Below are 25,196 nucleotides of genomic sequence, written 5' to 3' on the forward strand. Positions count from 1 at the left end.
CGTGAGTGCCGTATCACCAGACGTAGAAAGGGAGTTCGTCCATTTCGGACGTATGCCCGCGAGTCGCCGGGTTCGGCCGGGTGTCCCAGTCGCCATGATCAGGAGCGGAATGATGGCTTCAGTGGGCCAATGTCCGTTTCGTTGGGGTGGGGCGTGGGTCCGGAATGACCGATTCGCCCTGTGATTCGTGAGAAAACTCACATGCCGATCATGGCCTCCGGGCGGCGGGGCCGGGGAATCGGATGTTTAGCCTGACGCTTTACAGCGATGGCACAACCGACAACCCGCGTCCGTACGGGGCTTCACGCCCCGCCCGGCGCCCGGCACAGGACAGGGTCAAGTAAACAGTGAAGACGACGACGATGTTCCACAAGATCGCCAACCCGCGACGCACGACGCTGGCGCACCTGGAAGGCGCCGACGAACTGCAGACGCCGGAGCAGCCGGAGCACCCCGTCGACCTGCCGGCCCAGACCGCAAACCCCAAGCGCACCATCCTCATGGAGATCCCCGTCGCGGCCGCCGCGGCCGCGGAGTGACACCAGGTAGTACGCGCGTCGGCCGCCTCGTGCTCAGGGCGGCGGGCCATGGATTTTCCAGGGGCGTCCCTCGCGAGGGGGCGCCCCTTCACCATGCGCGGGGCGCGGGGACCTCCCCGCGTTAGCCTGGACCGTCAGACTTCAGCCGCGTCAGTCAAGGGGCCAAGCAACCCGTGCGCATCGCCAGATTCTCCATCGACGGGAACGTCGCCTTCGGTGCCATCGAGGGCGACAGGCAGGACGAGCTCGTCCTCGACATCATCAAGGGCATCCCGTTCGCGGACTTCGAGCTCTCCGGCACGAAAGTGCCGGTGAGCAAGGTCAGGCTGCTGCCGCCGGTGCTGCCCAACAAGGTCGTGGCCTTCGGCCGCAACTACGCGGAGCACGCGCGCGAGCTGGGCCACGAGGTGCCCGAGGCGCCCTTCGCCTTCTTCAAGCCGTCCACCTCGGTGATCGGCCCCGGCGACGCGATCCAGTACCCCTCCTTCTCCTCCGAGGTGCACCACGAGGCCGAGCTGGCCGTGGTCATCGGCCGGATGTGCCGCGAGGTCCCGCGCGAGCGCGTCAAGGACGTGATCTTCGGCTACACCTGCGCCAACGACATCACCGCCCGCGACGTGCAGAGGCGCGAGAAGCAGTGGGCCCGGGCCAAGGGCTTCGACAGCTCCTGCCCGCTCGGCCCCTGGGTGGAGACGGACCTGGACGCGAGCGACCTCACCATCCAGCTCACGGTCAACGGCCAGCAGCGCCAGCTCGGCCGCACCAGCGAGATGATCCACTCCATCGAGGACCTGATCGTCAACATCTCCGAGGCCATGACGCTGCTCCCCGGCGACGTGATCCTCACGGGCACCCCGGCAGGGGTCGGCCCCCTGAACGTCGGCGACGAGGTCGCCGTCACCATCGAAGGCATCGGCACTCTCACCAACAAGGTTGTCAAGCGTGGCTAGCGCACCCGGCTCCCCAGTACGCGTCCGTTTCTGTCCCTCGCCCACCGGTAACCCCCACGTGGGTCTGGTGCGCACCGCCCTGTTCAACTGGGCGTTCGCCAAGCACCACCAGGGCACCCTGGTCTTCCGCATCGAGGACACCGACGCGGCCCGCGACTCCGAGGAGTCGTACACCCAGCTGCTCGACTCGATGCGCTGGCTGGGCTTCGACTGGGACGAGGGCCCCGAGGTCGGCGGCCCGCACGCGCCGTACCGCCAGTCGCAGCGCATGGACCTCTACAAGGACGTCGCGGCCAAGCTCCTCGACGCCGGCCACGCCTACCGCTGCTACTGCTCCCAGGAGGAGCTGGACACCCGCCGCGAGGCCGCCCGCGCCGCCGGCAAGCCCTCCGGCTACGACGGCCACTGCCGTGAGCTGACCGCCGCGCAGGTCGAGGAGTACCAGGCCCAGGGCCGCGAGCCGATCGTCCGCTTCCGCATGCCCGACGAGACGATCACCTTCACCGACCTGGTCCGCGGCGAGCTGACCTTCACCCCGGAGAACGTCCCGGACTACGGCATCGTCCGCGCCAACGGCGCCCCGCTGTACACCCTGGTCAACCCGGTCGACGACGCCCTGATGGAGATCACCCACGTCCTGCGCGGCGAGGACCTGCTCTCCTCCACCCCCCGCCAGATCGCCCTGTACAAGGCGCTGATCGAGCTGGGCGTCGCCAAGGAGATCCCGTCCTTCGGCCACCTGCCGTACGTGATGGGCGAGGGCAACAAGAAGCTCTCCAAGCGAGACCCGCAGTCCTCGCTCAACCTGTACCGGGAGCGCGGTTTCCTCCCCGAGGGCCTGCTCAACTACCTCTCCCTGCTCGGCTGGTCCCTCTCCGCCGACCAGGACATCTTCTCCACCGACGAGATGATCGCCGCGTTCGAGATCTCCGACGTGAACCCGAACCCCGCGCGCTTCGACCTCAAGAAGTGCGAGGCCATCAACGGCGACCACATCCGCATGCTGGATGTGAAGGACTTCACCGAGCGCTGCCGCCCGTGGCTCCGGGCGCCGTTCGCCCCGTGGGCCCCCGAGGCCTTCGACGAGGCGAAGTGGCAGGCCATCGCCCCGCACGCGCAGACCCGGCTTAAGGTCCTGTCGGAGATCACCGACAACGTCGACTTCCTGTTCCTGCCGGAGCCGGCCGAGGACGAGGCCTCCTGGAACAAGGCCATGAAGGAGGGCTCGGACGCCCTGCTGCGCACGGCCCGCGAGAAGCTTCAGGCCGCCGACTGGACCTCCGCCGAGTCGCTCAAGGAGGCCGTCCTGGCCGCGGGTGAGGCCCACGGCCTCAAGCTCGGCAAGGCCCAGGCCCCCGTCCGCGTCGCCGTCACCGGCCGCACGGTAGGCCTGCCGCTGTTCGAGTCCCTGGAGATCCTGGGCAAGGAGACCACCCTGGCCCGGATCGACGCGGCGCTGGCGAAGCTCACCGCGTAACGCACGGCACCACACCGCGAGGGCGGCGTCCGGTTCGGGCGCCGCCCTCGCCGTGTCCGCCCAGCCGTCACCCGGAGTTCATCCTTCCGGCCGACTCCCGTCTCGGACAGGGACGTTGGATGCCCTCTGTGCGCACGGTGCGCGTGTGCGCCCTGGTACAGGGGGAGAGAGCATGACCCGTTCACGAAGACTCGTCCACGCGGCCGTCGGCGGGGTGGTGGCCCTGTCCTGCACCGTGCTGACCGCACCCGCGCAGGCGGCGCCCCGGGCGGACGAGCCGGCCGGCACGGTACGGCTCGTCACCGAGAAGCGGGTGACCGTCGACTACCCGTGGGCCGGCGCGTCCGGCTTCCAGTACCGCCCGGGAACCTCCTCGGTCATCACGGTGGACTACCCCGGCGTCGTGCCGCCCGCCCACGCCGGCCCGGACGACCTGGCCAGCGGCACCGATGTCGTGAACACCCTCGACGGCCGGACCGTCCGCCAGAAGCATCGCTCCACGGGCGTCACCGCCACCGTCACGATCCCCACCGGCCACGCCTACCGGGCCGCCGCGGGCTGGAGCGTGCTGACCATGGACGGCACCGGCGCCCTGCACGTGCTGCGCACCGTCGACGGCACCCTCACAGTGGACACCCCGGTCACCGGCTTCCCCGCGGGCGCCCGGCCCGTCGCCTACCGCACCGGCGGCTCGGTCGCCCGCCTCGCGATCGTCTACACGCTGTCCGGCACGACATCCGTGGGCCTGGTCGACCTCTCCGACGGCGCCTTCCGCACGTACGTCACCGGCGACACCGCGACCCCGCAGCTCGCCTTCAACGACCGCTGGCTCGTCGCCGACTGGAAGGCGATCCGGGTGGACTCCGAACCCGGCACCGAGCCCACCGCCCTCACCGGCACCGCCGCCCAGCTCGAAGCCGTCGTCGGCGACCAGCTCCTGATCGGCAACCCGGAGTTCGTGCAGGGCGGCACCGAGGCAGCGCTGACCGCCCGCTCCCTCGTCACCGGCGCGTCGACCACCGTGCTCCCCTCGTCCTTCGGCGGCATCGGCCCGGCCCTGGACGGCTCGGCCCTGGCCACCGCGGGCCCCTCCAGCCTCGACTGGAACATCCACCGGATCACCTCCGACGGCAGCGGCGGCCTGACCACCGCCAAGGTGGCCGAGGTCCCCGCCGCCGCGACCGGCGTCCAGGGACTGGCCGTCGCCGGCGGCGAGTTGTTCCTCTTCGGCGCGACGCCGGGCGCCTCGCTGCGGTACAGCAGCTTCCAGCTGGACGCGGCCGGCCGGCCCGACGGCCCCCAGACCCGCCGCAGCCCCGCCCTGAGCCCGCCCACCTGCCTCACCGGCGACGCCGCCTGCCCCCAGCTGGAGGCCCTCGGCGACGGCCGGGTCACCCACCTGTGGACCGACGGGAACGGCGCCGAGTCCGTGATCGGCGTCGGCCTCGACACCACCACGCTCCTCACCGAGCCGACGGACGGCGACGCGGCCGGCCGCATCGGCACCGGCTCCGGCCGGTACGTGCTCTACAACGGAGGCTCCGGCAAGCAGCGGGTCGTCGACTTCCCGCGCACCGGCGCCGGCGACACCGCTCTCGTCCGCGACCGCACCGCCGCCGCGGTGTGGGGGCAGACCCTGTGGGCCCCGGGCAGCACCCAGGGCCAGGTCACCGGCCGCAACCTCAAGACCGGCACGACCACCACCGTCACCACCGGCGCCCCCTGCGTCCCCACCGACCTCCAGGCCGTCAACACCTGGCTGTACTGGTCGTGCGGCAGCTCGGCGGGCGTCTACGACCGCGCCACCGCCCGCAGGATCACGGTCCCGGCCGACCTCGGCCCGGCCCGCCTCGCCGACGGCTTCCTGATCCGTGAGAACCGCGCCACCCACGAGCTGCTGCTCACCGACTTCCACACCGGCACGGCCACCACCCGCACCCTGGCCGAGCTGCCCGCCACCGACCAGAACACCGGCGGCAGCAACGGCCGCTGGGCCGTCGACCGCTTCGGCGGCCCCATCGCCTACCTCAACGGCACGTACGGCGAGGTGTCGATCGTGCCCAGCGGCGTCCCCACCTCGCCCCTGGCCCAGACAGAGGCCCAGGTCTACTCGCCCTCCGTGATCGGCAAGGCGTTCCCCTGGACACCGGTGTGGCAGCTGAACAAGCCCTCCACCTGGACCCTGACCCTCACCAACGCCTCCGGCAAGGTCGTCCGCACCCTGACCGGCAGGTCCACGGGGGCCGCCGTGCGCCCCGCCTGGGACGGCACCACCGACAGCGGCGGCGCCACGAGCGGCGCCCACACCTGGAAACTCACCGCTCACCCCCGCGACGGCCAGGGCCCGGACCTCACGCTCACCGGCAGCATGACCCTGGGCTGAGAGCACACGGCGGTGGGTACGGTCGGAGCATGAGCATCCAAGCCGTGGTCTGGGACGTCGACGACACCCTCTTCGACTACACCACCGCCGACCGCCTCGGCATGCGCGCCCACCTCACGGCCGAAGGCCTGCTCGACCGCTTCGACGGCGTCGAGCAGGCCCTCGACCGCTGGCGGGAGGTCACCCACCTGCAGTGGGCCCGCTTCTCGGCCGGCGAGGCCACCTTCGAGGACCAGCGGCGCGACCGCGTGCGGGTCTTCCTGGACCGGGACCTCACCGACGCCGAGGCCGACGCGTGGTTCCAGCGGTACGTCACCCACTACGAGGCGGTCTGGGCCCTCTTCCCGGACGTCCTGCCGGTCCTCGACGCGCTCTCCGCCAGCCACCGGCACGCCGTGCTCTCCAACTCCAGCCTCCATGTCCAGGACCGCAAGCTGCGCACCCTCGGCGTCCACGACCGCTTCGAGACCATCCTGTGCGCGGCCGAGCTCGGCGTCTCCAAGCCCGAGGCCGGGGCGTTCCTCGCGGCCTGCTCCTTCCTCGGCCTGCCGCCGCACGAGGTCGCCTACGTCGGCGACCACCCGGAGATCGACGGGCGGGGCGCCGCCGAGGCCGGGCTGCTGTCGGTGTGGATCGACCGCGGCGGCCTGTACGCCACGATCGACCCGCCCGTCGGGCCGCACCGCATCGCCTCGCTGGCCGAACTGCCGTCCCTCCTCGCCTCGGATACTCGTTTTGGAGCCCCGTCCACCTTCGGGTAATGTTCTTCCTGCGCCGCGGGAAGCGGGCCGGAAGGCCACAAACCGAGGCGCACAGCTAGAACACAAACCCCCCGGGGCTTGCGTTCCAGTGGCCTATGGTGTAATTGGCAGCACGACTGATTCTGGTTCAGTTAGTCTTGGTTCGAGTCCAGGTAGGCCAGCTCGCAGAGCTCATCTGCATCGCCCCCGTTGTGTAGCGGCCTAGCACGCTGCCCTCTCAAGGCAGTAGCGCCGGTTCGAATCCGGTCGGGGGTACTGGTTCCGAGTGATCGACGATCATGCTCGGGACTGCTAGGGCCCCCGTTGTGTAGCGGCCTAGCACGCCGCCCTCTCAAGGCGGTAGCGCCGGTTCGAATCCGGTCGGGGGTACTGAACTGGTCTAAACCACATTGGTCTATGGTGTAATTGGCAGCACGACTGATTCTGGTTCAGTTAGTCTTGGTTCGAGTCCAGGTAGACCAGCTCGGACCTGCGGAAACGCAGTGTCCAGGCCCCCGTTGTGTAGCGGCCTAGCACGCCGCCCTCTCAAGGCGGTAGCGCCGGTTCGAATCCGGTCGGGGGTACACATCACAAGAGGCCCCTCACTTCGGTGAGGGGCCTCTTGCGTGCTTGCCTTCTTCGGGTCGGGAAAGGCCTGCCGCGGCGTTGAGGCCGGCCTTCCCCGAAACGCGCCGTCGGCTCAGCCGGTGCGCCGCAACGCCTCCGAGAGGCGCCCGGCCGCGTCGATCACAGCCTGCGCGTGCATACGGCCAGGGTGCCGGGTGAGCCGCTCGATCGGCCCGGACACCGACACCGCCGCCACGACCCGGTTCGACGGCCCCCGCACCGGCGCGGACACGGACGCGACGCCCGGCTCCCGCTCGCCGATCGACTGGGCCCAGCCCCGCCGCCGCACACCCGACAGCGCCGTCGCCGTGAAGCGCGCCCCCTGCAAGCCGCGGTGCAGCCGCTCCGGCTCCTCCCAGGCCAGCAGGATCTGCGCCGAGGAGCCGGCCTTCATCGTGAGCGTCGAACCGACCGGGACCGTGTCCCGCAGTCCGGACAGCCGCTCCGCCGCCGCGACACAGATGCGCATGTCCCCCTGGCGGCGATAGAGCTGGGCGCTCTCGCCCGTGATGTCACGAAGATGCGTGAGCACCGGGCCGGCGGTGGCGAGGAGACGGTCCTCACCCGCGGCCGCGGCGAGCTCGGCCAGGCGAGGGCCGAGAATGAAACGACCCTGCATGTCGCGCGCCACCATGCGGTGGTGTTCCAGGGCCACGGCCAGGCGGTGGGCCGTGGGTCGTGCCAGTCCGGTGGCACCGACCAGACCCGCGAGGGTGGCCGGACCGGACTCCAGAGCGCTCAGGACGAGGGCCGCCTTGTCCAGAACGCCGACGCCGCTACTGTTGTCCATGAAACGATACTCCCGTCTCACTCTGTGAAACGCAAGTTCAATTTTCCGTGGAACGCGCCACCCTGGAATCACGAAGTCACAACGGCCCGTGACGTAAGGGCCTGGTGGTGCGTGCCCGGGATCAGGGGAACGGGCGCCGCCTCCTCAAGATCTCTAGTTGGGTCGGCGGAGCGTCGTCGGCCGGAGGGAACAGCGATGGGTAGGACACTCGCGGAGAAAGTCTGGGACGACCATGTCGTCCGGCGCGCGGAGGGCGAGCCCGACCTTCTCTTCATCGATCTGCACCTGCTGCACGAGGTGACCAGCCCGCAGGCCTTCGACGGCCTCCGCAAGAGCGGCCGCACGGTGCGCCGCCTCGACCTCACCATCGCCACCGAGGACCACAACACCCCCACCCTCGACATCGACAAGCCGATCGCCGACCCGGTCTCCCGGGTCCAGCTGGAGACGCTGCGCAAGAACGCCGCCGAGTTCGGCGTGCGTCTGCACCCGCTGGGCGACGTCGAGCAGGGTGTCGTCCACGTCGTGGGCCCGCAGCTCGGCCTGACCCAGCCCGGCACCACCGTGGTCTGCGGCGACTCGCACACCTCCACGCACGGCGCCTTCGGCGCGCTGGCGTTCGGCATCGGCACCTCCCAGGTGGAGCACGTGCTGGCCACCCAGACGCTGCCGATGTCCCGCCCCAAGACCATGGCGATCACCGTCGACGGCGAACTGCCCGACGGAGTCACCGCCAAGGACCTGATCCTGGCGATCATCGCGAAGATCGGCACCGGCGGCGGCCAGGGCTACGTCCTGGAGTACCGCGGCGAGGCCATCGAGAAGCTCTCGATGGAAGCCCGCATGACCATCTGCAACATGTCGATCGAGGCCGGTGCCCGGGCGGGCATGATCGCCCCGGACGAGACCACGTTCGCGTACCTCAAGGGCCGCCCGCACGCCCCCGAGGGCGAGGACTGGGACGCGGCCGTCGCGTACTGGAAGACGCTGAAGACGGACGAGGACGCCGAGTTCGACGCCGAGGTCGTCATCGACGCCTCCGAACTGTCGCCGTTCGTCACCTGGGGCACCAACCCGGGCCAGGGCGCACCGCTTTCGGCGTCCGTCCCCGATCCCGCTTCGTACGAAGACGCATCGGAGCGCTACGCCGCCGAAAAGGCCCTGGAGTACATGGGGTTGGAGGCCGGCCAGCCGCTGCGCTCCATCAAGGTGGACACCGTCTTCGTAGGCTCGTGCACCAACGGCCGCATCGAGGACCTGCGCGCCGCCGCCGAGCTGCTGAAGGGCCGCAAAGTCGCCGACGGCGTACGGATGCTGGTCGTCCCGGGCTCCGCGCGGGTCGGTCTGCAGGCCGTCTCCGAGGGCCTGGACGTCGTCTTCAAGGAGGCCGGCGCCGAGTGGCGGCACGCGGGCTGCTCGATGTGCCTGGGCATGAACCCCGACCAGCTGGCCCCGGGTGAGCGCTCCGCGTCCACCTCCAACCGCAACTTCGAGGGACGGCAGGGCAAGGGCGGCCGCACCCACCTGGTGTCGCCGCAGGTCGCGGCCGCCACGGCCGTCCTGGGTCACCTGGCCTCCCCGGCCGACCTGTCCGCCGACGCCCCCACGCCCGCTGGAGTCTGATCAGTCATGGAAGCCTTCACCACCCACACCGGCCGGGCCGTCCCGCTGCGCCGCAGCAACGTCGACACCGACCAGATCATCCCCGCCCACTGGCTCAAGAAGGTCACGCGCGACGGGTTCGAGGACGGGCTGTTCGAGGCCTGGCGCAAGGACACGTCGTTCGTGCTCAACCAGCCCGAGCGGCAGGGCGCGACCGTGCTGGTCGCCGGCCCCGACTTCGGCACCGGCTCCTCCCGTGAGCACGCCGTCTGGGCGCTGCAGAACTACGGCTTCAAGGCCGTGATCTCCTCCCGCTTCGCCGACATCTTCCGTGGCAACTCGCTCAAGAACGGCCTGCTCACGGTGGTTCTGGAGCAGAAGATCGTGGACTCGCTGTGGGAGCTCACCGAGAAGGACCCGCAGGCCGAGATCACCGTCGACCTGGAGCGCCGTGAGGTGCGCGCAGAAGGCATCACCGCCGCCTTCGAGCTGGACGAGAACGCCCGCTGGCGGCTGCTGAACGGTCTCGACGACATCTCGATCACCCTCCAGAACGAGGCGGACATCTCCGCGTACGAGGCGAAGCGCCCGTCGTTCAAGCCGAGGACGCTCCCGGTCTGACCCCAGGGCACGATCCGACGCCCGCGGGCAAGGCGACTTTCGGCCACCGCAATACCGCCCCTGTACCCCCGATCAGCCCGATCGGGGGTACAGCCGTGTCTGCACCCGAACGGCCCTGCCCACCCCCTGTTCACCTGCCAACTTGCCGCGTTATGCCGGTGGTTGTCGGGGTAGGCGAGTGCTACAGCCGTGACTTCCACGTGTGCCGGGAAGGCCGTCCGAGGCGGCAGTTGTCCCCTGCGCAGGCGACAACTCGCCCCAGATGGCACAATCTGTGCATGGAACACGACGGCCAACTCGAGCTCTATGCGGCGGTCGCGGGCCAACTCAAGGAAGCGCACACAAGAGTGCGCGCACTGCAAGTCCCGGAGGGCGTACGGATGGCGCTGACCCGGAAGCTGCTGGTCATTACGGCCGCGGCCAAGCACGATCTCGCCGACGCGGCAAGGCGGCTGGAGCGGTTCACCGCGGACCTCGACGAGGGACGTCTCCCCGACGAGGAACGCTGAACCTCTCGACACCGTCGAGTTCGTTGCGGCACAAGGGTGATAAGCCCGTTTCGTGTTTGATTTGCGGTATATATCTGCCTAACGTGCGAAAAAGCTTGAACACTTTCGTTCTGGCGATGTCTCCGAAGGGGAAGACGTGAACAAGGCGCAGCTCGTAGAAGCGATTGCCGACAAGATGGGCGGCCGCCAGCAGGCAGCCGACGCTGTCGACCATGTCCTGGACGCCATCGTCCGAGCGGTCGTCTCGGGTGAGCGGGTCTCGGTCACCGGCTTCGGTTCGTTCGAGAAGGTCGACCGTCCGGCGCGGTACGCCCGTAACCCCCAGACGGGCGAGCGGGTTCGGGTCAAGAAGACTTCCGTTCCGCGCTTCCGCGCCGGTCAGGGCTTCAAGGACCTGGTCAGCGGCTCGAAGAAGCTGCCGCGCGGTGGAGAGGTCGCCGTCAAGAAGGCCCCGAAGGGCAGCCTGAGCGGCGGCGCCGGCGCGACCGTCAAGAAGGCCGCCGCGAAGAAGGCGACCACCAAGTCGGCCGCCGCGAAGAAGACCACCGCCAAGAAGACGACGGCGAAGGCCACCACCACCAAGTCGGCGGCCGCGAAGAAGACCACCGCGAAGAAGGCGCCCGCCAAGAAGACCACGGCGACGTCCAAGACCACCGCCGCGAAGAAGACCACCGCGAAGAAGGCCCCGGCGAAGAAGGCGACGGCCACGAAGGCGCCCGCCAAGAAGTCGACGGCGCGCAAGACCACCGCCAAGAAGACCACCGCCCGCAAGAAGTAAGGGCACTGGGGTACTCACGCGCCGGGCCGGACTCCGCACGGAGTCCGGCCCGCGGCGTGTTCAGCGAGTGATCAGAGGGTCTGAAGGGTCACCAGTGTGATCCGCGGGGCGTCTTTCGCGCCCTCCACCTCGATACGCACCCGCTGGCCCGGGCGCAGCAGCCTGAGGCCACCCGCGTCGAACGCGGCCGCGTCGAAGGGCACCGGGGTGCCGTCGTCCAGGAGCACCTGCCCGCTGCGGCTTTCGGGGTCGTACGTGTACGCGGTCGCCTGCATGGCCGCAGCCTACTGCCCGGGAATCAGCAACCGCGCGGCGGCCGCGGCCGTATGAGGGCCGACTCCCAGGGCCAGCGCACTGCGCAGGTCGTCGCCGGTGTCCACGTCCCGGCGTACGGAATCCACCTCGGTGAGCAGCAGTTCCACGGCCCCCGAGGCACGGTGCCGGGCCCGGGAATCCGCGCCGAAGGCGGGGCGCAATGCCTGTCCCGGGGCGGCGGCCAGCAAGGTCGTGCCGATTGCGGCGGCGTCCGCGAGAAATGCCCGCGGGAATTCGGCGGCCGCTTCCAGGACTCGCGACAATTCCGCGGGGCGCAGGGCCGGCAGATCGGCGTTCAGCGCGGCCACCGCACTCACGGGGCGGGCGGACCGTACGACCCGCGTCGCGTGTGCGAGGGCGGCGTTGAGGCCGCCGCCCGGCTCGTCGGGAACGATCGCGGCGCCCTGTGCCGCCAGTGCGCGGCCCGCCCGGGCGTCGTCCGTGACGACTGCCACATCCCGTACCGCAGGGCAGGCCAGCGCGGCCGCCACCGTGTCCTGGGCGAAGGCGAGCGCCAGGTCCGGCCGCAACCCGTCGTCCGCGGTGTCCGCAAGCCTGCTCTTGGCCTGGGCCAGGGGTTTCAGGGGTACGACCAGGGTCCACTGCACGGGTGTTCCGTCCTCCTCTTGTCGCGGTCATTGTCACCCGGGGCATCGGGCGGGCGGCATCCCGGGGCGTACGGTGTTCTCGACAGACCGGCGGCCTGGGGCGACACTTGTGCGGCCCCCGTGGCCCCGGCTTTCAGGCCCTAGAGGAAGGTGTCCGCGTGCCCCGCCGCAGAATCGGCTTCTGGTACCGCTTCGCCGCGGTGATCTGCAAACCGCCGCTGGTGGTTCTGCTCAAGCGGGACTGGCGTGGAATGGAGAACATTCCGGCCGAGGGTGGATTTATCACCGCGGTGAACCACAATTCGCACATCGATCCCTTCGCTTACGCGCACTTTCAGTACAACACCGGGCGCGTCCCGCGATTCCTCGCGAAGAGCGGGCTTTTCAAGAAGGGATTCGTCGGAGCCGCGATGCGCGGTACCGGACAGATCCCCGTGTACCGCGAGAGCACGGACGCGCTCAGTGCCTTCCGGGCCGCCATCGACGCCGTGGACCGCGGGGAATGCGTCGCCTTCTATCCCGAGGGCACCCTCACCCGCGACCCGGACGGCTGGCCCATGACCGCCAAGACCGGCGCCGCGCGCGTGGCCCTGCAGACCAAGTGCCCGGTCATCCCGGTGGCGCAGTGGGGATGCAACGAGCTGCTGCCGCCGTACGCGAAGAAACCGCACCTGCTGCCGCGCAAGACGCACCGCGTGCTGGCCGGGCCGCCCGTGGACCTCGCGCGTTTCTACGACCGCGAGATGACCGCGGAGCTGCTCAAGGAGGCCACGGAGGTCATCATGGCCGCCGTCACCGCCCAGCTGGAGCTGATCCGCGGGGAGAAGGCGCCCGAGACGCCGTACGACCCGCGCCGGGAGCGGATCGAGCAGCGACGCCGCACCCAGGCGCAGACGCAGACCCACCGGAAGGCGGGGCAGACCGTGCAGGAAGAGGGGCTGGGCAAGTGAGCAAGCCGGTCAAGGCGGCGGTGCTGAGCGCCGGTTCGTGGGGCACGGCCTTCGGCATGGTGCTCGCCGACGCGGGGTGCGAGGTCACCCTGTGGGCGCGCCGCCCGGAGGTCGTGGAGGCGATCAACTCCACGCGGACCAATCCCGACTACTTCCCGGGCGTCGAGCTCCCGGAGAACGTGCGGGCCACCACCGACCCCGCCGAAGCCGCCGCGGACGCCGACTTCACGGTCCTGTCGGTCCCCTCGCAGACCCTGCGCGCCAACCTCGCCGAGTGGAGCCCGCTGCTGGCCCCCGACACGGTCCTCGTCTCGCTGATGAAGGGCGTCGAACTCGGCTCCGCGATGCGGATGAGCGAGGTCATCGACGACGTCGCCAAGGTCGGCCCGGACCGGATCGCCGTGGTCAGCGGGCCCAACCTGGCCCGGGAGATCGCCGCGCGGATGCCGGCCGCGGCCGTGGTGGCCTGCACCGACGAGGCCGTCGCCCAGCGGCTCCAGGCCGCCTGCCACACGCCGTACTTCCGCCCTTACACCAATACGGACGTGGTGGGTTGCGAACTGGGCGGAGCCGTGAAGAACGTCATCGGCCTCGCCGTCGGCATCGCGGACGGCATGGGCCTGGGTGACAACGCCAAGGGCTCCCTCATCACCCGCGGCCTGGCCGAGACCACCCGGCTCGGCATGGCGCTGGGCGCCGACCCGCTGACCTTCTCCGGACTCGCGGGCCTGGGCGACCTGGTGGCCACCTGCTCCTCGCCGCTGTCGCGCAACCACACCTTCGGCACCAACCTCGGCAAGGGCATGACCCTCCAGGAGACCATCGCGGTCACCAAGCAGACCGCCGAGGGCGTCAAGTCCTGCGAGTCGGTGCTGGATCTGGCCCGCAGGCACGGCGTCGACATGCCGATCACGGAGACGGTCGTCGGCATCGTGCACGAGGGCAAGCCTCCGGTGGTGGCCCTCAAGGAGCTGATGTCGCGCAGCGCGAAGCCCGAACGACGCTGAGCGACGCGGGGCGGCGGGCGCTGTCTCCGGGCCCTACCACCGGGTACTCTCAACGCGATATGAGCACCGAGAACCTCCCCCAGAGCCCCGAGCAGCCGCCGCGCAAACCGCGTGTGGCCGTCGTGTTCGGCGGGCGCAGCTCCGAACACGGGATCTCCGTGGTCACCGCCGGCGCCGTCCTCAAGGCCATCGACCGGACCAAGTACGACGTCCTGCCGATCGGCATCACCCAGGACGGGCGTTGGGCGCTCACGGCGGACGAACCGGAGCGGATGGCGATCGTCGACCGGCGCCCGCCGAGCGTCGACCTGCTCGCCGAGTCCACCGAGGGCGCGGTGATCCTCCCCGTCGACCCGGCCAGCCGCGAAGTCGTCTACAGCGAGCCGGGTTCGGTCCCCAAGGCCCTCGGCGAGGTCGACGTGGTCTTCCCGGTGCTGCACGGCCCCTACGGCGAGGACGGCACCCTCCAGGGCCTCCTGGAGCTGTCCGGAGTCCCGTACGTGGGTTCGGGTGTGCTCGCCTCGGCCGTGGGCCAGGACAAGGAGTACATGAAGCGGGTGTTCACCTCCTTCGGGCTGAAGGTCGGCCCGTACGTGGTGATCCGGCCGCGCGAGTGGGAGCAGTCCGCCCCGAACGGGGACAAGGGCGCCGCCGCCCGCAAGAAGATCGTCGACTTCGCCGCCGAGCACGGCTGGCCGCTGTTCGTGAAGCCCTCCCGCGCCGGTTCCTCGATCGGCATCACCAAGGTCGACGACCTCTCCGGCCTCGACGAGGCGATCGCCGAGGCCCAGCGGCACGACCCGAAGATCATCGTCGAGGCGGCCCTGCGCGGCCGTGAGATCGAGTGCGGCGTCCTGGAGTTCGAGGACGGTCCCCGGGCCTCGGTGCCCGCGGAGATCCCCCCGCCCCAGGCGCAGGCGTACTACGACTTCGAGGCCAAGTACATCGACTCCACCCCGGGTCTCGTCCCGGCGCCCCTGACTCCTCAGGAGACGGCCGAGGTGCAGCGCCTGGCGGTCGACGCCTTCGAGGCGGCGTCCTGCGAGGGCCTGGTCCGCGCGGACTTCTTCCTCACCGAGGACGGCGAGTTCGTGATCAACGAGATCAACACGATGCCCGGCTTCACGCCCATCTCGATGTATCCGCAGATGTGGCAGGCGAGCGGCGTGAGCTACCCGGAGCTGATCGACCGGCTGGTGCAGGCGGCACTGCGGCGCTCGACGGGCCTGCGCTGAATCGACCCGCACAAGGCGCGGGGAACCGCGCGATCAGCCGTGCACGGCCCGCGGTCTCAGGACACGAGCACCGGCACGGCGCTCAGGAGGCGATCCCCCGGGGGATCGCCTTCTTCACTGCCGAGGCCAGATCGATCAGCACCCCCGAGCTGTCCACGCCCTGCGGCGCCCGGACCTCGACATACGCCTCGCGGTTGGCGGTGGTGAACACATACCCGCCGCCGTCCTGCTTCTCCATCAGCCAGTCCACGCCGTTCACACCACCGGCGACCGCGTCCGGGTCCCGCCCGTCCGCCACCTTCGGATCGACCATCTTCGGCGGCTGCGGCACACCGCAGCGAAGTATGATCGCCGGGCTGCCCCAGCCCGCCGTCAGCGCCGACGCGGGTTCGGGATCCGCACGGCGCTCCCCGTCCACCTTCGCGGGCAGTACCTTGTCCAGGTTCCGGCACAGTTCCGCGACCTTCCCGTCCGGACTGGGAACCGCCGCCGCCGCGCTGTCGTCTGCCGAGGAGCAGCCCGCGACAGTGATCAACAGCGCGACAGCGGGCAGGCGGGACACGCGGAGGACACAACGGCGCCGGTGACGGAAAGAGTTCACCGGCTCAGGGTAGACGGGGGCTACAGATGGACGACCGGGCAGGTCAGGGTGCGGGTGATGCCGTCCACCTGCTGGACCTTGGCGACCACCATGCGGCCGAGATCGTCGACGGTGTCGGCCTGCGCCCGCACGATCACGTCGTACGGTCCCGTCACGTCCTCGGCCTGGATGACCCCAGGGATCTTGCTGATCGTCTCGGCGACGGTCGACGCCTTGCCGACCTCCGTCTGGATCAGGATGTACGCCTGTACCACGGAACCTCCAGGGCGGCCACGAGGATCATGTGGGGAAAAGGAACGCCACGGTATCGCGTCGCCCCTCGCCGCGGGGAGACCTGCGGGGACCGGGTCTTGCGCGCCGGGGTGCAGGTCCGGCAGAACATGACGGTCACTTCGACCGTAGCGAGGACCGAGATGCCTCGCGACCGGGCACGGACAGGGACAGAAGGGGAGCAAGGGCAATGAAGGGCACTGTTGGTGAGCTCGGTGAGTTCGGGCTCATCAGGGAGCTCACCTCCCGTCTGACCACCACCCCGGCGGTCCGGGTCGGCCCCGGCGACGACGCCGCCGTGGTGGCCGCGCCGGACCGCAGGGTCGTGGCGAGCACGGACATCCTGGTCGAGGGCCGGCACTTCCGCCGCGACTGGTCGACGGCCTACGACGTGGGCCGCAAGGCCGCCGCGCAGAACCTCGCCGACATCGCCGCCATGGGTGCCGTGCCGACCGCGTTGCTGCTCGGTCTGGTCGTGCCGGCCGAGCTGCCGGTGACCTGGCCGAGCGAGCTGATGGACGGTCTGCGCGACGAGTGCCAGGTGGCCGGCGCCGCCGTGGTCGGCGGGGACGTCGTGCGCGGCGACTCGATCATGGTGTCGATCACCGCGCTCGGCGACCTGCGCAACCAGGAGCCGGTGACGCGGGCGGGCGCCCAGCCCGGCGACCTCGTCGCGGTGACCGGCTGGCTGGGCTGGTCCGCCGCCGGGTACGCGGTGCTGTCGCGCGGGTTCCGCTCGCCGCGGGCGTTCGTGGAGGCCCACCGGCGGCCCGAGCCGCCGTACCACGCCGGTCCGGCCGCCGCCGGGCTCGGGGCGACGGCGATGTGCGACGTGAGCGACGGGCTGATCGCCGACCTCGGGCACATCGCCGAGGCCAGCAAGGTGCGCATCGACATCCGCTCCGGGGCGATCGACATCCCCTCGCAGATGAACGACATCGGGCAGGCCGTGGGGGTCGATCCCATGCAGTGGGTGCTGACCGGGGGAGAGGACCACGCGATGGTGGCGACCTTCCCGCCGGACGTGAAGCTGCCCGCCCGCTGGAAGGTCATCGGCGAGGTCCTCAACCCCTCGGCGCTGCCCCACGTGACGGTGGACGGGGCGCCGTGGACCAGCAAGGGCGGCTGGGACCACTTCGGGGACATAGAGTCATGATCCCCCGCGTCCTCACGGTGGCCGGCTCCGACTCCGGCGGCGGCGCGGGCATCCAGGCCGACCTCAAGACGATGCTCGCGCACGGTGTGCACGGCATGAGCGTCGTGACGGCGGTGACCGCGCAGAACTCCCTCGGGGTGCAGGGCGCTTGGGAACTGCCCGTGGAGGCTGTGCGGGCCCAGTACCGCAGCGTCGTCGACGACATCGGCGTCCAGGCGATCAAGACCGGGATGCTGGCCTCCGCGGAACTCGTGGAGGCGGTCGCCGAGTTGATCGCGGAGACCGATGCCCCGGCCGTCGTGGACCCGGTGGGCGTCTCCAAGCACGGTGACGCCCTGCTCGCCGCCTCGGCGCTGGACTCCGTCCGTACGAAGCTGCTGCCGGTGGCGACGGTCGCCACACCCAACCTCGACGAGGTGGCCCAGATCACGGGCGTACGGGTCGGGTCGGAGGCGGACCTGAGGGAGGCCGCCGAGGCGGTCCTCGCACACGGGCCGCGCTGGGTCCTGATCAAGGGCGGGCACCTGCCCGGCGATGCCGTCGACCTGCTCAGTGACGGCTCCGAGGAGCACTGGCTGCGGGCGCCCAGGCATGACAACCGCCACACCCACGGCACCGGCTGCACGCTCGCCTCGGCGATCGCCTCCGGGCTCGCGAAGGGGCAGTCCGTGCCGGACGCGGTGGCGGCGGCGAAGCGGTACGTCACGGGGGCCGTCGCGGCCGGATTCGCGCTCGGCGGCGGGATCGGGCCGGTCGATCACGGCTGGCGCTTCAGGGAACAGCCCGAGGGCTGATGTGCAGGGAACAGTCCGAGGGCTGACGTTCAGGCAAGACGAAGAGCCGGCCCACCAGAGGTGGACCGGCTCTGCAGCAACCAGCAGTGGCCGCGCGCTAGCTGAGCGTCAGCGCGAGACCTTGCCGGCCTTGATGCACGAGGTGCAAGCGTTCACGCGCTTCGGCGTCCCGCCCACCACGGTACGCACACGCTGGATGTTCGGGTTCCAGCGGCGGGACGTACGGCGGTGCGAGTGCGAGATGTTGTTGCCGAAGCCCGGCCCCTTGCCGCAGACGTCGCAGTTGGCAGCCACGGGTCACTCCAAAGACTTCAGATGCACTTACGGTTGATCCCGGCAGGCCGGGATCAAGATTCTCGGGCTTTGCGGAGCCGGTCGAAATCTGAAGTGGCGTTGCCAGGGGGAAGGCCCGATCAGATCGGGCAACCGGAGCAGCATACAACGGCTGCACCCGTGGAACGAAACTACCACGGCAGCTCCGGGGCCCGGCTCCCTCCCTCTTCCGGTGGACACCGTCCCGGGGTCTACGCTGCGTGCCACGTCCAGCAGCTCAGGGAGGCGCGGTGGCGCAGGTGCCGCAGACATTCTTCGATGCTCTCGCGGTGCGCACCTGGTGCGGTCTCGCGCTCGAGGCCCTGGGGCGGGCGCGTGAGGAGATCGACGCGATCAATGTCTACCCGGTCGCGGACGGGGACACCGGCACCAACCTCTATCTGACCGTGGAGTCGGCCGTCGCGGCCGTCGAAGCGGTCTTCGCCGGGCACGCGGCGGGGTCCGGCCCGGACGGGCCCACGCTCGCCGACGCCGCCCGGGCGATGGCCCACGGGGCGCTCATCGGCGCCCGCGGCAATTCCGGGACGATCCTCGCCCAGCTGCTGCGCGGCATGGCCCAGGTGCTGGCCGCCGACGACCGCGCCCGGGCCGACGGCCGGAGTCTGCGGGTCGCCCTGCGGGAGGCGGCCGACTCCGCCCGCCGGGCCGTCGCCCATCCCGTCGAGGGCACCGTCCTCACCGTCGCCTCGGCCGCCGCCGACGCGGCAGAGGGCGTCGAGGGCGACTGCGGGACGGTGGCCCGGGCGGCCTGCGCCGGCGCCCGCGCGGCCCTCGCCGAGACCCCGGGCCGGCTGCCCGTCCTGGGACGTGCCGGGGTGGTCGACGCCGGCGGGCAGGGGCTGGTGACGGTGCTCGGGGCGCTGGTGGAGACGCTCACGGGGGAGAGGGCGGTGGCGGCGAGCGCGTCCACCGGCTCCTCCGCCGCGCTCCATGCGCGCGTGGACCCCGCGGCAAGTCCCTCGCCCACCGGGGGCGGCCTCGACGAGTGCGCCGACGGCGGCGTCGCGGCATCCGGCCCGGAGGGTCCGGCCTTCGAGGTGATCTACCTCCTGGACGCCGAGGACCGGGCCGTGGAGCGGCTGCGGGAGCGGCTCGACGCCCTCGGGGACTCCCTCGTCGTGGTCGGCGGCGACGGGCTGTGGAACGTCCACGTCCATGTGGACGACGCGGGCGCCGCCGTCGAGGCCGGCATCGAGGCCGGGCGGCCCCACCGCATCCGCATCACCCACTTCGGCGTCGGAGACGTGCACACCACCGGCGCCGAGAGGCCGCCCAGGGAGCGGGCCCAGCGGGCCGTCGTGGCCGTCGTGCCCGGCGAGGGCCTGGCCGGTCTGTACACCGAGGCCGGTGCGACCGCCGTGCTCGCACGCCCGGGGGAGCCGCCCGCCAGCGGCGAGCTCGTCCAGGCCGTACGGCGGGCCCACGCGCGCGAGGTCGTGCTGCTGCCCAACGACGCCGACCTGCGCCATACGGCCGCGGCGGCGGCCGAGCAGGCCCGCACGGAGGGCATCCGGGTTGCGCTGATCCCGACCCGCTCGGCCGTCCAGGGCATCGCCGCGCTGGCCGTGCACGAGCCGGACCGCCGCTTCGACGAGGACGTGGTCTCGATGACCTCGGCCGCGGGCGCAACCCGCTACGCCGAGGTCACCGTCGCCGAACACCAGTCCTGGACGATGGCCGGCATCTGCCAGGCCGGAGACGTCCTGGGGCTCATCGACGGGGACGTGGCGGTGATCGGCTCGGACGTCGCCCTGACCGCCGAGACCGTCCTGGACCGGATGCTCTCGGCCGGCGGCGAGATGGTCACCCTGGTCCTCGGCGACGAGGCCCCCGACTCCGTCGCCGAGCACCTGGAGGGCCGGGTCCGGGCGAGGTACCTCGCCGTCGACACCGTCCTGTACCGGGGCGGACGCCAGGGCTCCCTGCTCCTCATCGGCGTGGAGTAGGGCCGGGCCCCCGTCACCGGCCCGCGGCGGCCGGGCCTTCTCGGTCCGGCTGGGGCGCCAGCAGCCGGAGCAGGTGCTCGGCCTCCGCCCGGCGGGCCCGCACCGCGTCGCCCTCACCGTCGTGGTGCCCGCCGTCCGCCGCCACGCCGACGTACCCCTCGTACGCGGCCAGCACCGCACGCGCGCGTGCCGCCGCGGCGGCGGGACGGCCCAGGTCGGCCTCCAGCCGGCCCGCGGCGAGTTCCGCTCTGGTGCGGCCGTGCAGGGCGCCGTCCCCGAGCGAGGCGAACACCTCGGCCGACCGCACCACTTCGGCCAGCGCCTCCTCGAACACCGCCGTGTCCGCGGCCCCTGCGGCGCCCTCGGAGGCGGAGCGGGCCAGCAGGTCGCCGAACTGCCCGTGGGTGTCGCCGAGTTCGGCGACGAGCTGCTCGCGGGACTCCGCGTCACAAGCCGCGTCCCGAGCCGCCTCGCACTCCCGGACCGCCTCGGCCATCAGGCCCCGTGCGGCCTCCAGCCCGTCCTCCGCGTGCAGCGCCAGCCAGGCGCGGGCCCGCAGGGAGCGGACCAGGCCGGGGGTGTCGCCGAGCGCGCGCCACAGCTCGCCCGCGCGCGCGTAGGCCCGGTCCGCCTCGGCGGGCAGCCCGGCCTGACCGAGCGACTCCCCGGCCAGGTGGGCGAGGGTCGCGTGGTCGTGCTGTTCGGGCCAGTGGCGGGCGATCCCGGCGGCCTCCAGACGCCGTTCGGCCGCCGCGCGGTGCTCGCCCAGCTCGCCCAGGCAGTCGCCCAGCCACCACAGCGTCTGCACCACCGCCCCGTCGCCGTGCGTCTCGGCGCTCAGGTCGGGCAGCGCCGACTCCAGCACCTCGGCGGCCTCGGCCCACCGGCCCTGCCGCAGCAGGAACCCGCCGAGCTGCTGTCGCGCCCAGGCACCCAGCGTCGCCGACTCGCCCGCCTCGTCGGCCCAATGGGCCGCCTCCAGGGCGTGCTCGGCGGCCTCCACGGCGTCGCCCCGGCCGCCCACGACCTCCCCGAGCTGAAGGTGCAGCTGGGCCCGGCCGGGCGCCTCCAGCTGCGCTCCGCCGTGCTCCAGGGCCGCCCGCAGCGCCCGCTCCGCCTCCGTCATGTCGCCCAGGTGGTGGGCCAGGGAGGCGAGCCGCGCCTCGTACTCCACCGCGAACCAGGGCAGCCCCGCCGCGACGAACGCCGACGCGCCCCGCGCGAACAGCTCCGCGGCCGTCTCCAGATCCCCGGCCAGCCCGGCCAGCTCCCCGAGCATCGCCTGTGCCTCGGCGACCCGCGCGGTCAGCCGCACGTCCTGGCCGGTCCGGCCGTCGACGAGTGCGAGAACCTCCCGTACGGCGGCCTCGGCCTCGGCGAGGACCGCCCCGTCGCCCTCACCGCCGTGCGCACGGCGCGTCAAAATCCGCGCCCGGCTCATCACGACGGACGCCGTCTGCCGTATCCCCGTGCCGTCGGCGGCGTACAACGCGAGGACCTCGTCGTAGAGGCCGGTCACCGCCACGGCGGCGCCGTCCACGTCACCCGCGAGCGCGCGGACGTACGCCCCACGCGCGCGTGCCGCCAGGGCCTCGCCCGGGTCGCCCGCCTCCGCGTAGAGGGCGGCGGCCCGTTCGAAGAGGCCGGCCCCCTCGGGGCCGAGGGACATCGCCTCGTGGTCGGCCATCTCCGCACGGTCGCGCGCGTCCAGTCCGGCGTCCCCCGCCGCCTCCGCGACCGCCGCCCACGCCTCCACGGCCCCCGGCCGCAAGGTGTCCGACAGCCGCCGCGCCTCGGCCAGGAGGGCGGGCAGATCCTGCTGCCCCGGCGCGGGAACCGCGGCGGCGGGGGGAGCGGGCGGGGGAGCGGGGCGGGCCGAGCGCACCCCCAGCGGCAGCCGGTCCACCAGCGGTCGCCGCGTCATCCGCGCGCGGGCCCGCTCGCTCACGTGCGTCGTGCCGTTGCGCTCGTCGAAACGCGCCGCCAGGGCGAGGGCCTCCTCGCGCGCGTGCGCGGCGAGTTCACGGGCGTTCCACTCCCGGCCGGGCGGGCCCGGTACCCGCCCCTCGCCCCGCCCGAGCTCCGTCAGGCGGTCCATGAGCAGGGCGACCACACTCAGGAAGTCCAGCTTGCTCCTCGGATGCCCGTCACCCGTGAAGTACGCCGGCCGCTCCGCGAGCAGCTCAAGACCCCGTGCCTCGTTGCCGGTCAGCGCGCAGAACTCCACATGGTCCGCGTACGCGCCGCGCATGCTCTCCATCGCCCGGACGAGCCGGAAGCCCCGCAGATGGCAGGCCCGGGCCTCGTCCGGACGCCCCAGCCGCAGCAGCGGCAGTAGTGAGGAGGCGAGGACCGAGTGCGGCTCGTGGGCGCAGGCGTACTCGCCCTCCAGCACCGGCCGCCACAACTCCAGGGCCTCGGCGTCCCGCCCCCGCTCGGCCTGCCACCAGCCCTGTCCGTGCAGCTCACAGGCGTGGCAGTCGGCCATGCCGTCCCGGTCGGCGGCCAGCCACGCGGCGTAGGCCCGCTCGGCCCGCGCCACGTCCCCGACATGCGCGGCCACACTGTGCTCGGCGCTGCGCACCGCCCGTTCGGAGTGCCCGGCGAGCCGGTAGCGGTGCTCCATCTCGCCGAGCCACTTCTCGATCGAGGCGAGCGGGACGTGCGGCTGGTCCAGCATGCCAACCGAGACCCACTTGAAGACCCAGTGCAGCGAGTGGGTCTCGTACGCGTCGAAGTCCTCGGGCCGCTCGTCCCACAGACGCAGCAGCCGCGCGAAGGGGACGAACATCTTCCCCTTCTCCGAGCTGTAGTTGTAGACCTTCAGCTGGTGACCGAGCGCCTCGATCACGGCGAGCGGGACGTTCAGCTTCTCGGCCGCCGCCAGCAGTTCCTCCGCGCGCGCGTTGCGGGCCGGCCCCTCCGGCTGCTCGGCGTTCTCCGCCATCGCCTCGCGCAGGGCGTCGATGTCCGTGATCGCGCTCATGCCTCACCCTCCTCGCTGTGCGTGGCCCACTCCAGGAGGCCGATGAACGCCCGGTTGAGCAGCGCCGAGTCGGCCGGCCTGAGCGGCCGCTGCGCCATCAGCAGCGCCTGCCCGTACAGCGACTCCGTGGCGGTGCCGATCAGCTCCGGGTCGGGCAGCGCGCCGATCCGCCGCACGAGCGGGTTGAGGTGGTTCAGGACCAGACGCGCGCGGGGTGCGCTCCCGCGCAGCGAGCCGAGGATGCCCGCCCACAGGTCGTCGGCCCGCTCCTCGGCGTCCGCCCGGGCCTGCTCGTGCCGGGCCTCCCGGTCGTCGAGGTGCAGGGCGGGCACGGACAGCGGGTGGAAGGCCCGCAGCACCACGTCACAGCCGAGCGGGTCGAGCCGGGCCCGGGCCGCCGCCAGGAACCCGGACAGCGCCAGCTCCTCGGCCGGGTCGACGGCGTCCAGATGCGCGGTGACCGTCTCGGCGTCCAGCTCGGCGACCACGGTGCCCGGCCGCACCGAGGGCAGGGCCTGAACGAGCTCGCTGTCGTAGGTGTAGCCGCCGTTGACCACGCCGATGCCCTGCGCGGACGCGATCGGCGCGACCTGCCGGTACTCCTCCACGGTCCGGGTGAAGTGCACCACCGGGTGCCGCTGCGCGAACTCCTCCAGGGACAGCCGCCCGTCGGTCGTCTCGAACGGCAGCCAGGGCAGCATCGTGCGCAGCATCTCCCGGTCGTGCCGGGCCAGGGACTTCACGCCCAGGTGGTGCACCGCGAGGAACGCCGCCAGCCGCTCCGGATCACCGGCCGCCAGCCCCGTCAGCCAGGCCCGGATCCGCTCGCCCAGCGCCTCCCGCACACCGGCCAGCGTCTCGTCCTCGTACAGCGCCTCGCGCGACGCCGTGGGCCGCAGGCTGTCCGTGTCGAGCACGCAGCGCACGAAGAACGCCCAGTCGGGCAGCAGCTGTTCGGCCCGCTCGGTCAGCAGCATGCCCTTGAGGTGCACGCGGTGACCCGCGCGCCGGGCCGGGCTCACCGCCGAGGGCAGCACGTACGCCACCCCGCGGACACCGGCCAGCGGTACGGACAGGTCGATCGTGTCCAGCGGGGTGAAGCCGAACAGGTCGTGGCAGTGCCGGGCGAGGGCGACCCGGCGCGCGGCCGGGCCCGGGTATGGCCGGTCCCAGGGCGCCGGAAGGTCGGTGACCGCCTCGTCGCCGACCCGGATGTCGTACGGCAGCAGCGACCCGAAGTCCCGGGCCAGCGCCTCGACCCGCTCGGGTGCGAGCCACTGCGCCGCGCCCGCCCGGGCCACCAGCTGCACGGTGGTGCCCGGTTCGGGCCGCTCGGCGTCCGGCAGCGTCCGCACGGTGTACGAACCGTCGTCGGACGCCGTCCACTCCACCGGCGGCGCCCCGGGCGTACGGGCGCTGCGGCTGACGACCCGGATCCGCTCGGCCACGACGAAACAGGCCAGCAGCCCGATGCCGAACTGCCCCAGGAAGTCCGACCGGACCTCCTGGAGCCCCTCGGCCCGCTTGGAACTGCGCCCGATCGTGGCCAGCAGGCTGTGCACGTCCGCCTCGGTGAGCCCCACGCCGGTGTCCTCGACACGCAGCGCGCCGCCCTCCGCGTACAGCCGGACCCGGGCCGGGGCACCGGGTTCGTCCGCCCGCCGGGCCGTGACGGCGTCCACGGCGTTCTGCAGCAGTTCGCGCAGATACACCTTGGGGCTGGAGTAGAGGTGATGGGAGAGCAGGTCCACCAGACCACGCAGGTCGACCTGGAACGAATGAGGTGACGGGGGCGGATGGGGTGACGGCTGGAACGGCTGTGAGATCTGGGAGTCCATCATCACGGCGCCGGTGGGGGACTCGCGACGGCGCGGGGTCGGGCGGCCCCGGTGAGGCGGTGACCGCGAAGAAGGGCCGGAGGCGCGTCATCCTAAGCCCGAAAGGGCCGCCTGACCAGGGGTTTCCGGGACCTTTACGAC

General features: G+C 71.9%; 23 protein-coding genes and 5 tRNA genes. 20 read left to right on the forward strand and 8 right to left on the reverse strand.

The features are described 5' to 3' along the window. Positions 1 to 347 precede the first annotated feature (347 nt). The 10 genes from AC0665_RS33200 to AC0665_RS33245 all read left to right on the forward strand — a co-directional run bounded on the left by AC0665_RS33200 (position 348) and on the right by AC0665_RS33245 (position 6,673). Positions 348 to 539, forward strand: coding sequence for a hypothetical protein (locus AC0665_RS33200; protein ID WP_466951388.1), 192 nt, complete (start codon positions 348 to 350; stop codon positions 537 to 539). A gap of 173 nt (positions 540 to 712) precedes the next feature. After that, entirely contained in the window at positions 713 to 1,489 is a 777-nt protein-coding gene (locus tag AC0665_RS33205; protein ID WP_363118188.1) for a fumarylacetoacetate hydrolase family protein, read from the forward strand. Then, complete coding sequence (gltX, locus tag AC0665_RS33210; RefSeq protein ID WP_478609022.1) at positions 1,482 to 2,966, forward strand: glutamate--tRNA ligase; 1,485 nt, start codon at positions 1,482 to 1,484, stop codon at positions 2,964 to 2,966. Before AC0665_RS33205 ends, gltX begins: the two co-directional genes overlap by 8 nt. 172 nt (positions 2,967 to 3,138) lie before the next feature. Beyond that, on the forward strand, positions 3,139 to 5,349 hold the full coding sequence (locus AC0665_RS33215) for a FlgD immunoglobulin-like domain containing protein (protein ID WP_478706454.1): 2,211 nt from the start codon (positions 3,139 to 3,141) through the stop codon (positions 5,347 to 5,349). Positions 5,350 to 5,378: 29 nt separating this feature from the next. After that, positions 5,379 to 6,110 carry an HAD family hydrolase gene (locus AC0665_RS33220; protein ID WP_468634084.1) on the forward strand — a complete coding sequence of 244 codons (732 nt, stop codon included), beginning with the start codon at positions 5,379 to 5,381 and terminating at the stop codon, positions 6,108 to 6,110. A gap of 89 nt (positions 6,111 to 6,199) precedes the next feature. Beyond that, positions 6,200 to 6,271, forward strand: a tRNA-Gln gene (locus AC0665_RS33225). A gap of 21 nt (positions 6,272 to 6,292) precedes the next feature. After that, a tRNA-Glu gene (locus AC0665_RS33230) sits at positions 6,293 to 6,365 on the forward strand. 41 nt (positions 6,366 to 6,406) lie between these two features. Beyond that, positions 6,407 to 6,479, forward strand: a tRNA-Glu gene (locus tag AC0665_RS33235). 21 nt (positions 6,480 to 6,500) lie between these two features. Next, positions 6,501 to 6,572 (forward strand) — tRNA-Gln (locus AC0665_RS33240). A gap of 28 nt (positions 6,573 to 6,600) precedes the next feature. Next, positions 6,601 to 6,673 (forward strand) — tRNA-Glu (locus AC0665_RS33245). A gap of 116 nt (positions 6,674 to 6,789) precedes the next feature. On the opposite strand, the gene ndgR is transcribed toward AC0665_RS33245, so the two are convergent. Continuing rightward, positions 6,790 to 7,506 carry an IclR family transcriptional regulator NdgR gene (ndgR, locus tag AC0665_RS33250; RefSeq protein WP_184988622.1) on the reverse strand — a complete coding sequence of 239 codons (717 nt, stop codon included), beginning with the start codon at positions 7,504 to 7,506 and terminating at the stop codon, positions 6,790 to 6,792. Between the two features lie 195 nt (positions 7,507 to 7,701). On the opposite strand from ndgR, the gene leuC reads away from it, so the two are divergent. The 4 genes from leuC (at position 7,702) to AC0665_RS33270 (ending at position 11,016) form a co-directional block, all read left to right on the forward strand. Continuing rightward, entirely contained in the window at positions 7,702 to 9,129 is a 1,428-nt protein-coding gene (leuC, locus tag AC0665_RS33255) for a 3-isopropylmalate dehydratase large subunit (protein ID WP_478507081.1), read from the forward strand. A 6-nt stretch (positions 9,130 to 9,135) separates the two neighbouring features. Beyond that, positions 9,136 to 9,729 carry a 3-isopropylmalate dehydratase small subunit gene (gene leuD, locus AC0665_RS33260; protein ID WP_468413032.1) on the forward strand — a complete coding sequence of 198 codons (594 nt, stop codon included), beginning with the start codon at positions 9,136 to 9,138 and terminating at the stop codon, positions 9,727 to 9,729. 278 nt (positions 9,730 to 10,007) lie between these two features. Further along, on the forward strand, positions 10,008 to 10,238 hold the full coding sequence (locus AC0665_RS33265; RefSeq protein WP_248507222.1) for an SCO5555 family protein: 231 nt from the start codon (positions 10,008 to 10,010) through the stop codon (positions 10,236 to 10,238). A 136-nt stretch (positions 10,239 to 10,374) separates the two neighbouring features. Further along, a complete protein-coding gene (locus AC0665_RS33270) occupies positions 10,375 to 11,016 on the forward strand; it encodes an HU family DNA-binding protein (protein WP_468413030.1) in 642 nt (213 codons plus the stop codon). Between the two features lie 71 nt (positions 11,017 to 11,087). On the opposite strand, the gene AC0665_RS33275 is transcribed toward AC0665_RS33270, so the two are convergent. Beyond that, positions 11,088 to 11,291, reverse strand: a complete 204-nt coding sequence (locus tag AC0665_RS33275; protein WP_033313194.1) for a hypothetical protein — start codon at positions 11,289 to 11,291, stop codon at positions 11,088 to 11,090. A gap of 9 nt (positions 11,292 to 11,300) precedes the next feature. Next, on the reverse strand, positions 11,301 to 11,939 hold the full coding sequence (gene cofC, locus AC0665_RS33280) for a 2-phospho-L-lactate guanylyltransferase (protein ID WP_478706455.1): 639 nt from the start codon (positions 11,937 to 11,939) through the stop codon (positions 11,301 to 11,303). Positions 11,940 to 12,097: 158 nt separating this feature from the next. Here cofC and AC0665_RS33285 point away from each other — a divergent pair, with 158 nt between their 5' ends. From AC0665_RS33285 to AC0665_RS33295, 3 genes are read left to right on the forward strand one after another with little or no spacing between them, the layout of a single operon-like run. Next, complete coding sequence (locus AC0665_RS33285; protein ID WP_468413026.1) at positions 12,098 to 12,889, forward strand: lysophospholipid acyltransferase family protein; 792 nt, start codon at positions 12,098 to 12,100, stop codon at positions 12,887 to 12,889. Then, positions 12,886 to 13,896 carry an NAD(P)H-dependent glycerol-3-phosphate dehydrogenase gene (locus AC0665_RS33290; protein ID WP_468413024.1) on the forward strand — a complete coding sequence of 337 codons (1,011 nt, stop codon included), beginning with the start codon at positions 12,886 to 12,888 and terminating at the stop codon, positions 13,894 to 13,896. The genes AC0665_RS33285 and AC0665_RS33290 overlap by 4 nt, the downstream gene beginning before the upstream one ends. Before the next feature lie 59 nt (positions 13,897 to 13,955). After that, positions 13,956 to 15,131, forward strand: coding sequence for a D-alanine--D-alanine ligase family protein (locus tag AC0665_RS33295; RefSeq protein ID WP_468413022.1), 1,176 nt, complete (start codon positions 13,956 to 13,958; stop codon positions 15,129 to 15,131). 82 nt (positions 15,132 to 15,213) lie between these two features. Here AC0665_RS33295 and AC0665_RS33300 read toward each other — a convergent pair whose 3' ends face one another. Together AC0665_RS33300 and AC0665_RS33305 are read right to left on the reverse strand one after the other, a co-directional pair. Beyond that, positions 15,214 to 15,732, reverse strand: coding sequence for a DUF3515 domain-containing protein (locus tag AC0665_RS33300; protein WP_468413020.1), 519 nt, complete (start codon positions 15,730 to 15,732; stop codon positions 15,214 to 15,216). A 20-nt stretch (positions 15,733 to 15,752) separates the two neighbouring features. Continuing rightward, positions 15,753 to 15,986: an Lrp/AsnC family transcriptional regulator gene (locus AC0665_RS33305; protein ID WP_003997603.1), complete on the reverse strand. Its 234-nt coding sequence runs from the start codon at positions 15,984 to 15,986 to the stop codon at positions 15,753 to 15,755. A 206-nt stretch (positions 15,987 to 16,192) separates the two neighbouring features. Here AC0665_RS33305 and AC0665_RS33310 point away from each other — a divergent pair, with 206 nt between their 5' ends. Beyond that, positions 16,193 to 17,158, forward strand: a complete 966-nt coding sequence (locus tag AC0665_RS33310) for a thiamine-phosphate kinase (RefSeq protein WP_363118176.1) — start codon at positions 16,193 to 16,195, stop codon at positions 17,156 to 17,158. Continuing rightward, complete coding sequence (gene thiD, locus AC0665_RS33315) at positions 17,155 to 17,952, forward strand: bifunctional hydroxymethylpyrimidine kinase/phosphomethylpyrimidine kinase (protein WP_478609032.1); 798 nt, start codon at positions 17,155 to 17,157, stop codon at positions 17,950 to 17,952. The genes AC0665_RS33310 and thiD overlap by 4 nt, the downstream gene beginning before the upstream one ends. 108 nt (positions 17,953 to 18,060) lie before the next feature. On the opposite strand, the gene rpmB is transcribed toward thiD, so the two are convergent. Continuing rightward, positions 18,061 to 18,246, reverse strand: coding sequence for a 50S ribosomal protein L28 (gene rpmB, locus AC0665_RS33320; RefSeq protein WP_003993230.1), 186 nt, complete (start codon positions 18,244 to 18,246; stop codon positions 18,061 to 18,063). A 269-nt stretch (positions 18,247 to 18,515) separates the two neighbouring features. Here rpmB and AC0665_RS33325 point away from each other — a divergent pair, with 269 nt between their 5' ends. Beyond that, positions 18,516 to 20,231, forward strand: a complete 1,716-nt coding sequence (locus AC0665_RS33325; protein WP_478609034.1) for a DAK2 domain-containing protein — start codon at positions 18,516 to 18,518, stop codon at positions 20,229 to 20,231. A gap of 13 nt (positions 20,232 to 20,244) precedes the next feature. On the opposite strand, the gene AC0665_RS33330 is transcribed toward AC0665_RS33325, so the two are convergent. Together AC0665_RS33330 and AC0665_RS33335 are read right to left on the reverse strand one after the other, a co-directional pair. After that, positions 20,245 to 23,217: a tetratricopeptide repeat protein gene (locus AC0665_RS33330; protein ID WP_478706456.1), complete on the reverse strand. Its 2,973-nt coding sequence runs from the start codon at positions 23,215 to 23,217 to the stop codon at positions 20,245 to 20,247. Next, positions 23,214 to 25,055: an HSP90 family protein gene (locus AC0665_RS33335; RefSeq protein ID WP_478706487.1), complete on the reverse strand. Its 1,842-nt coding sequence runs from the start codon at positions 25,053 to 25,055 to the stop codon at positions 23,214 to 23,216. The genes AC0665_RS33330 and AC0665_RS33335 overlap by 4 nt, the downstream gene beginning before the upstream one ends. Positions 25,056 to 25,196 lie beyond the last annotated feature (141 nt).

Source organism: Streptomyces sp. NPDC043685, assembly GCF_056436585.1.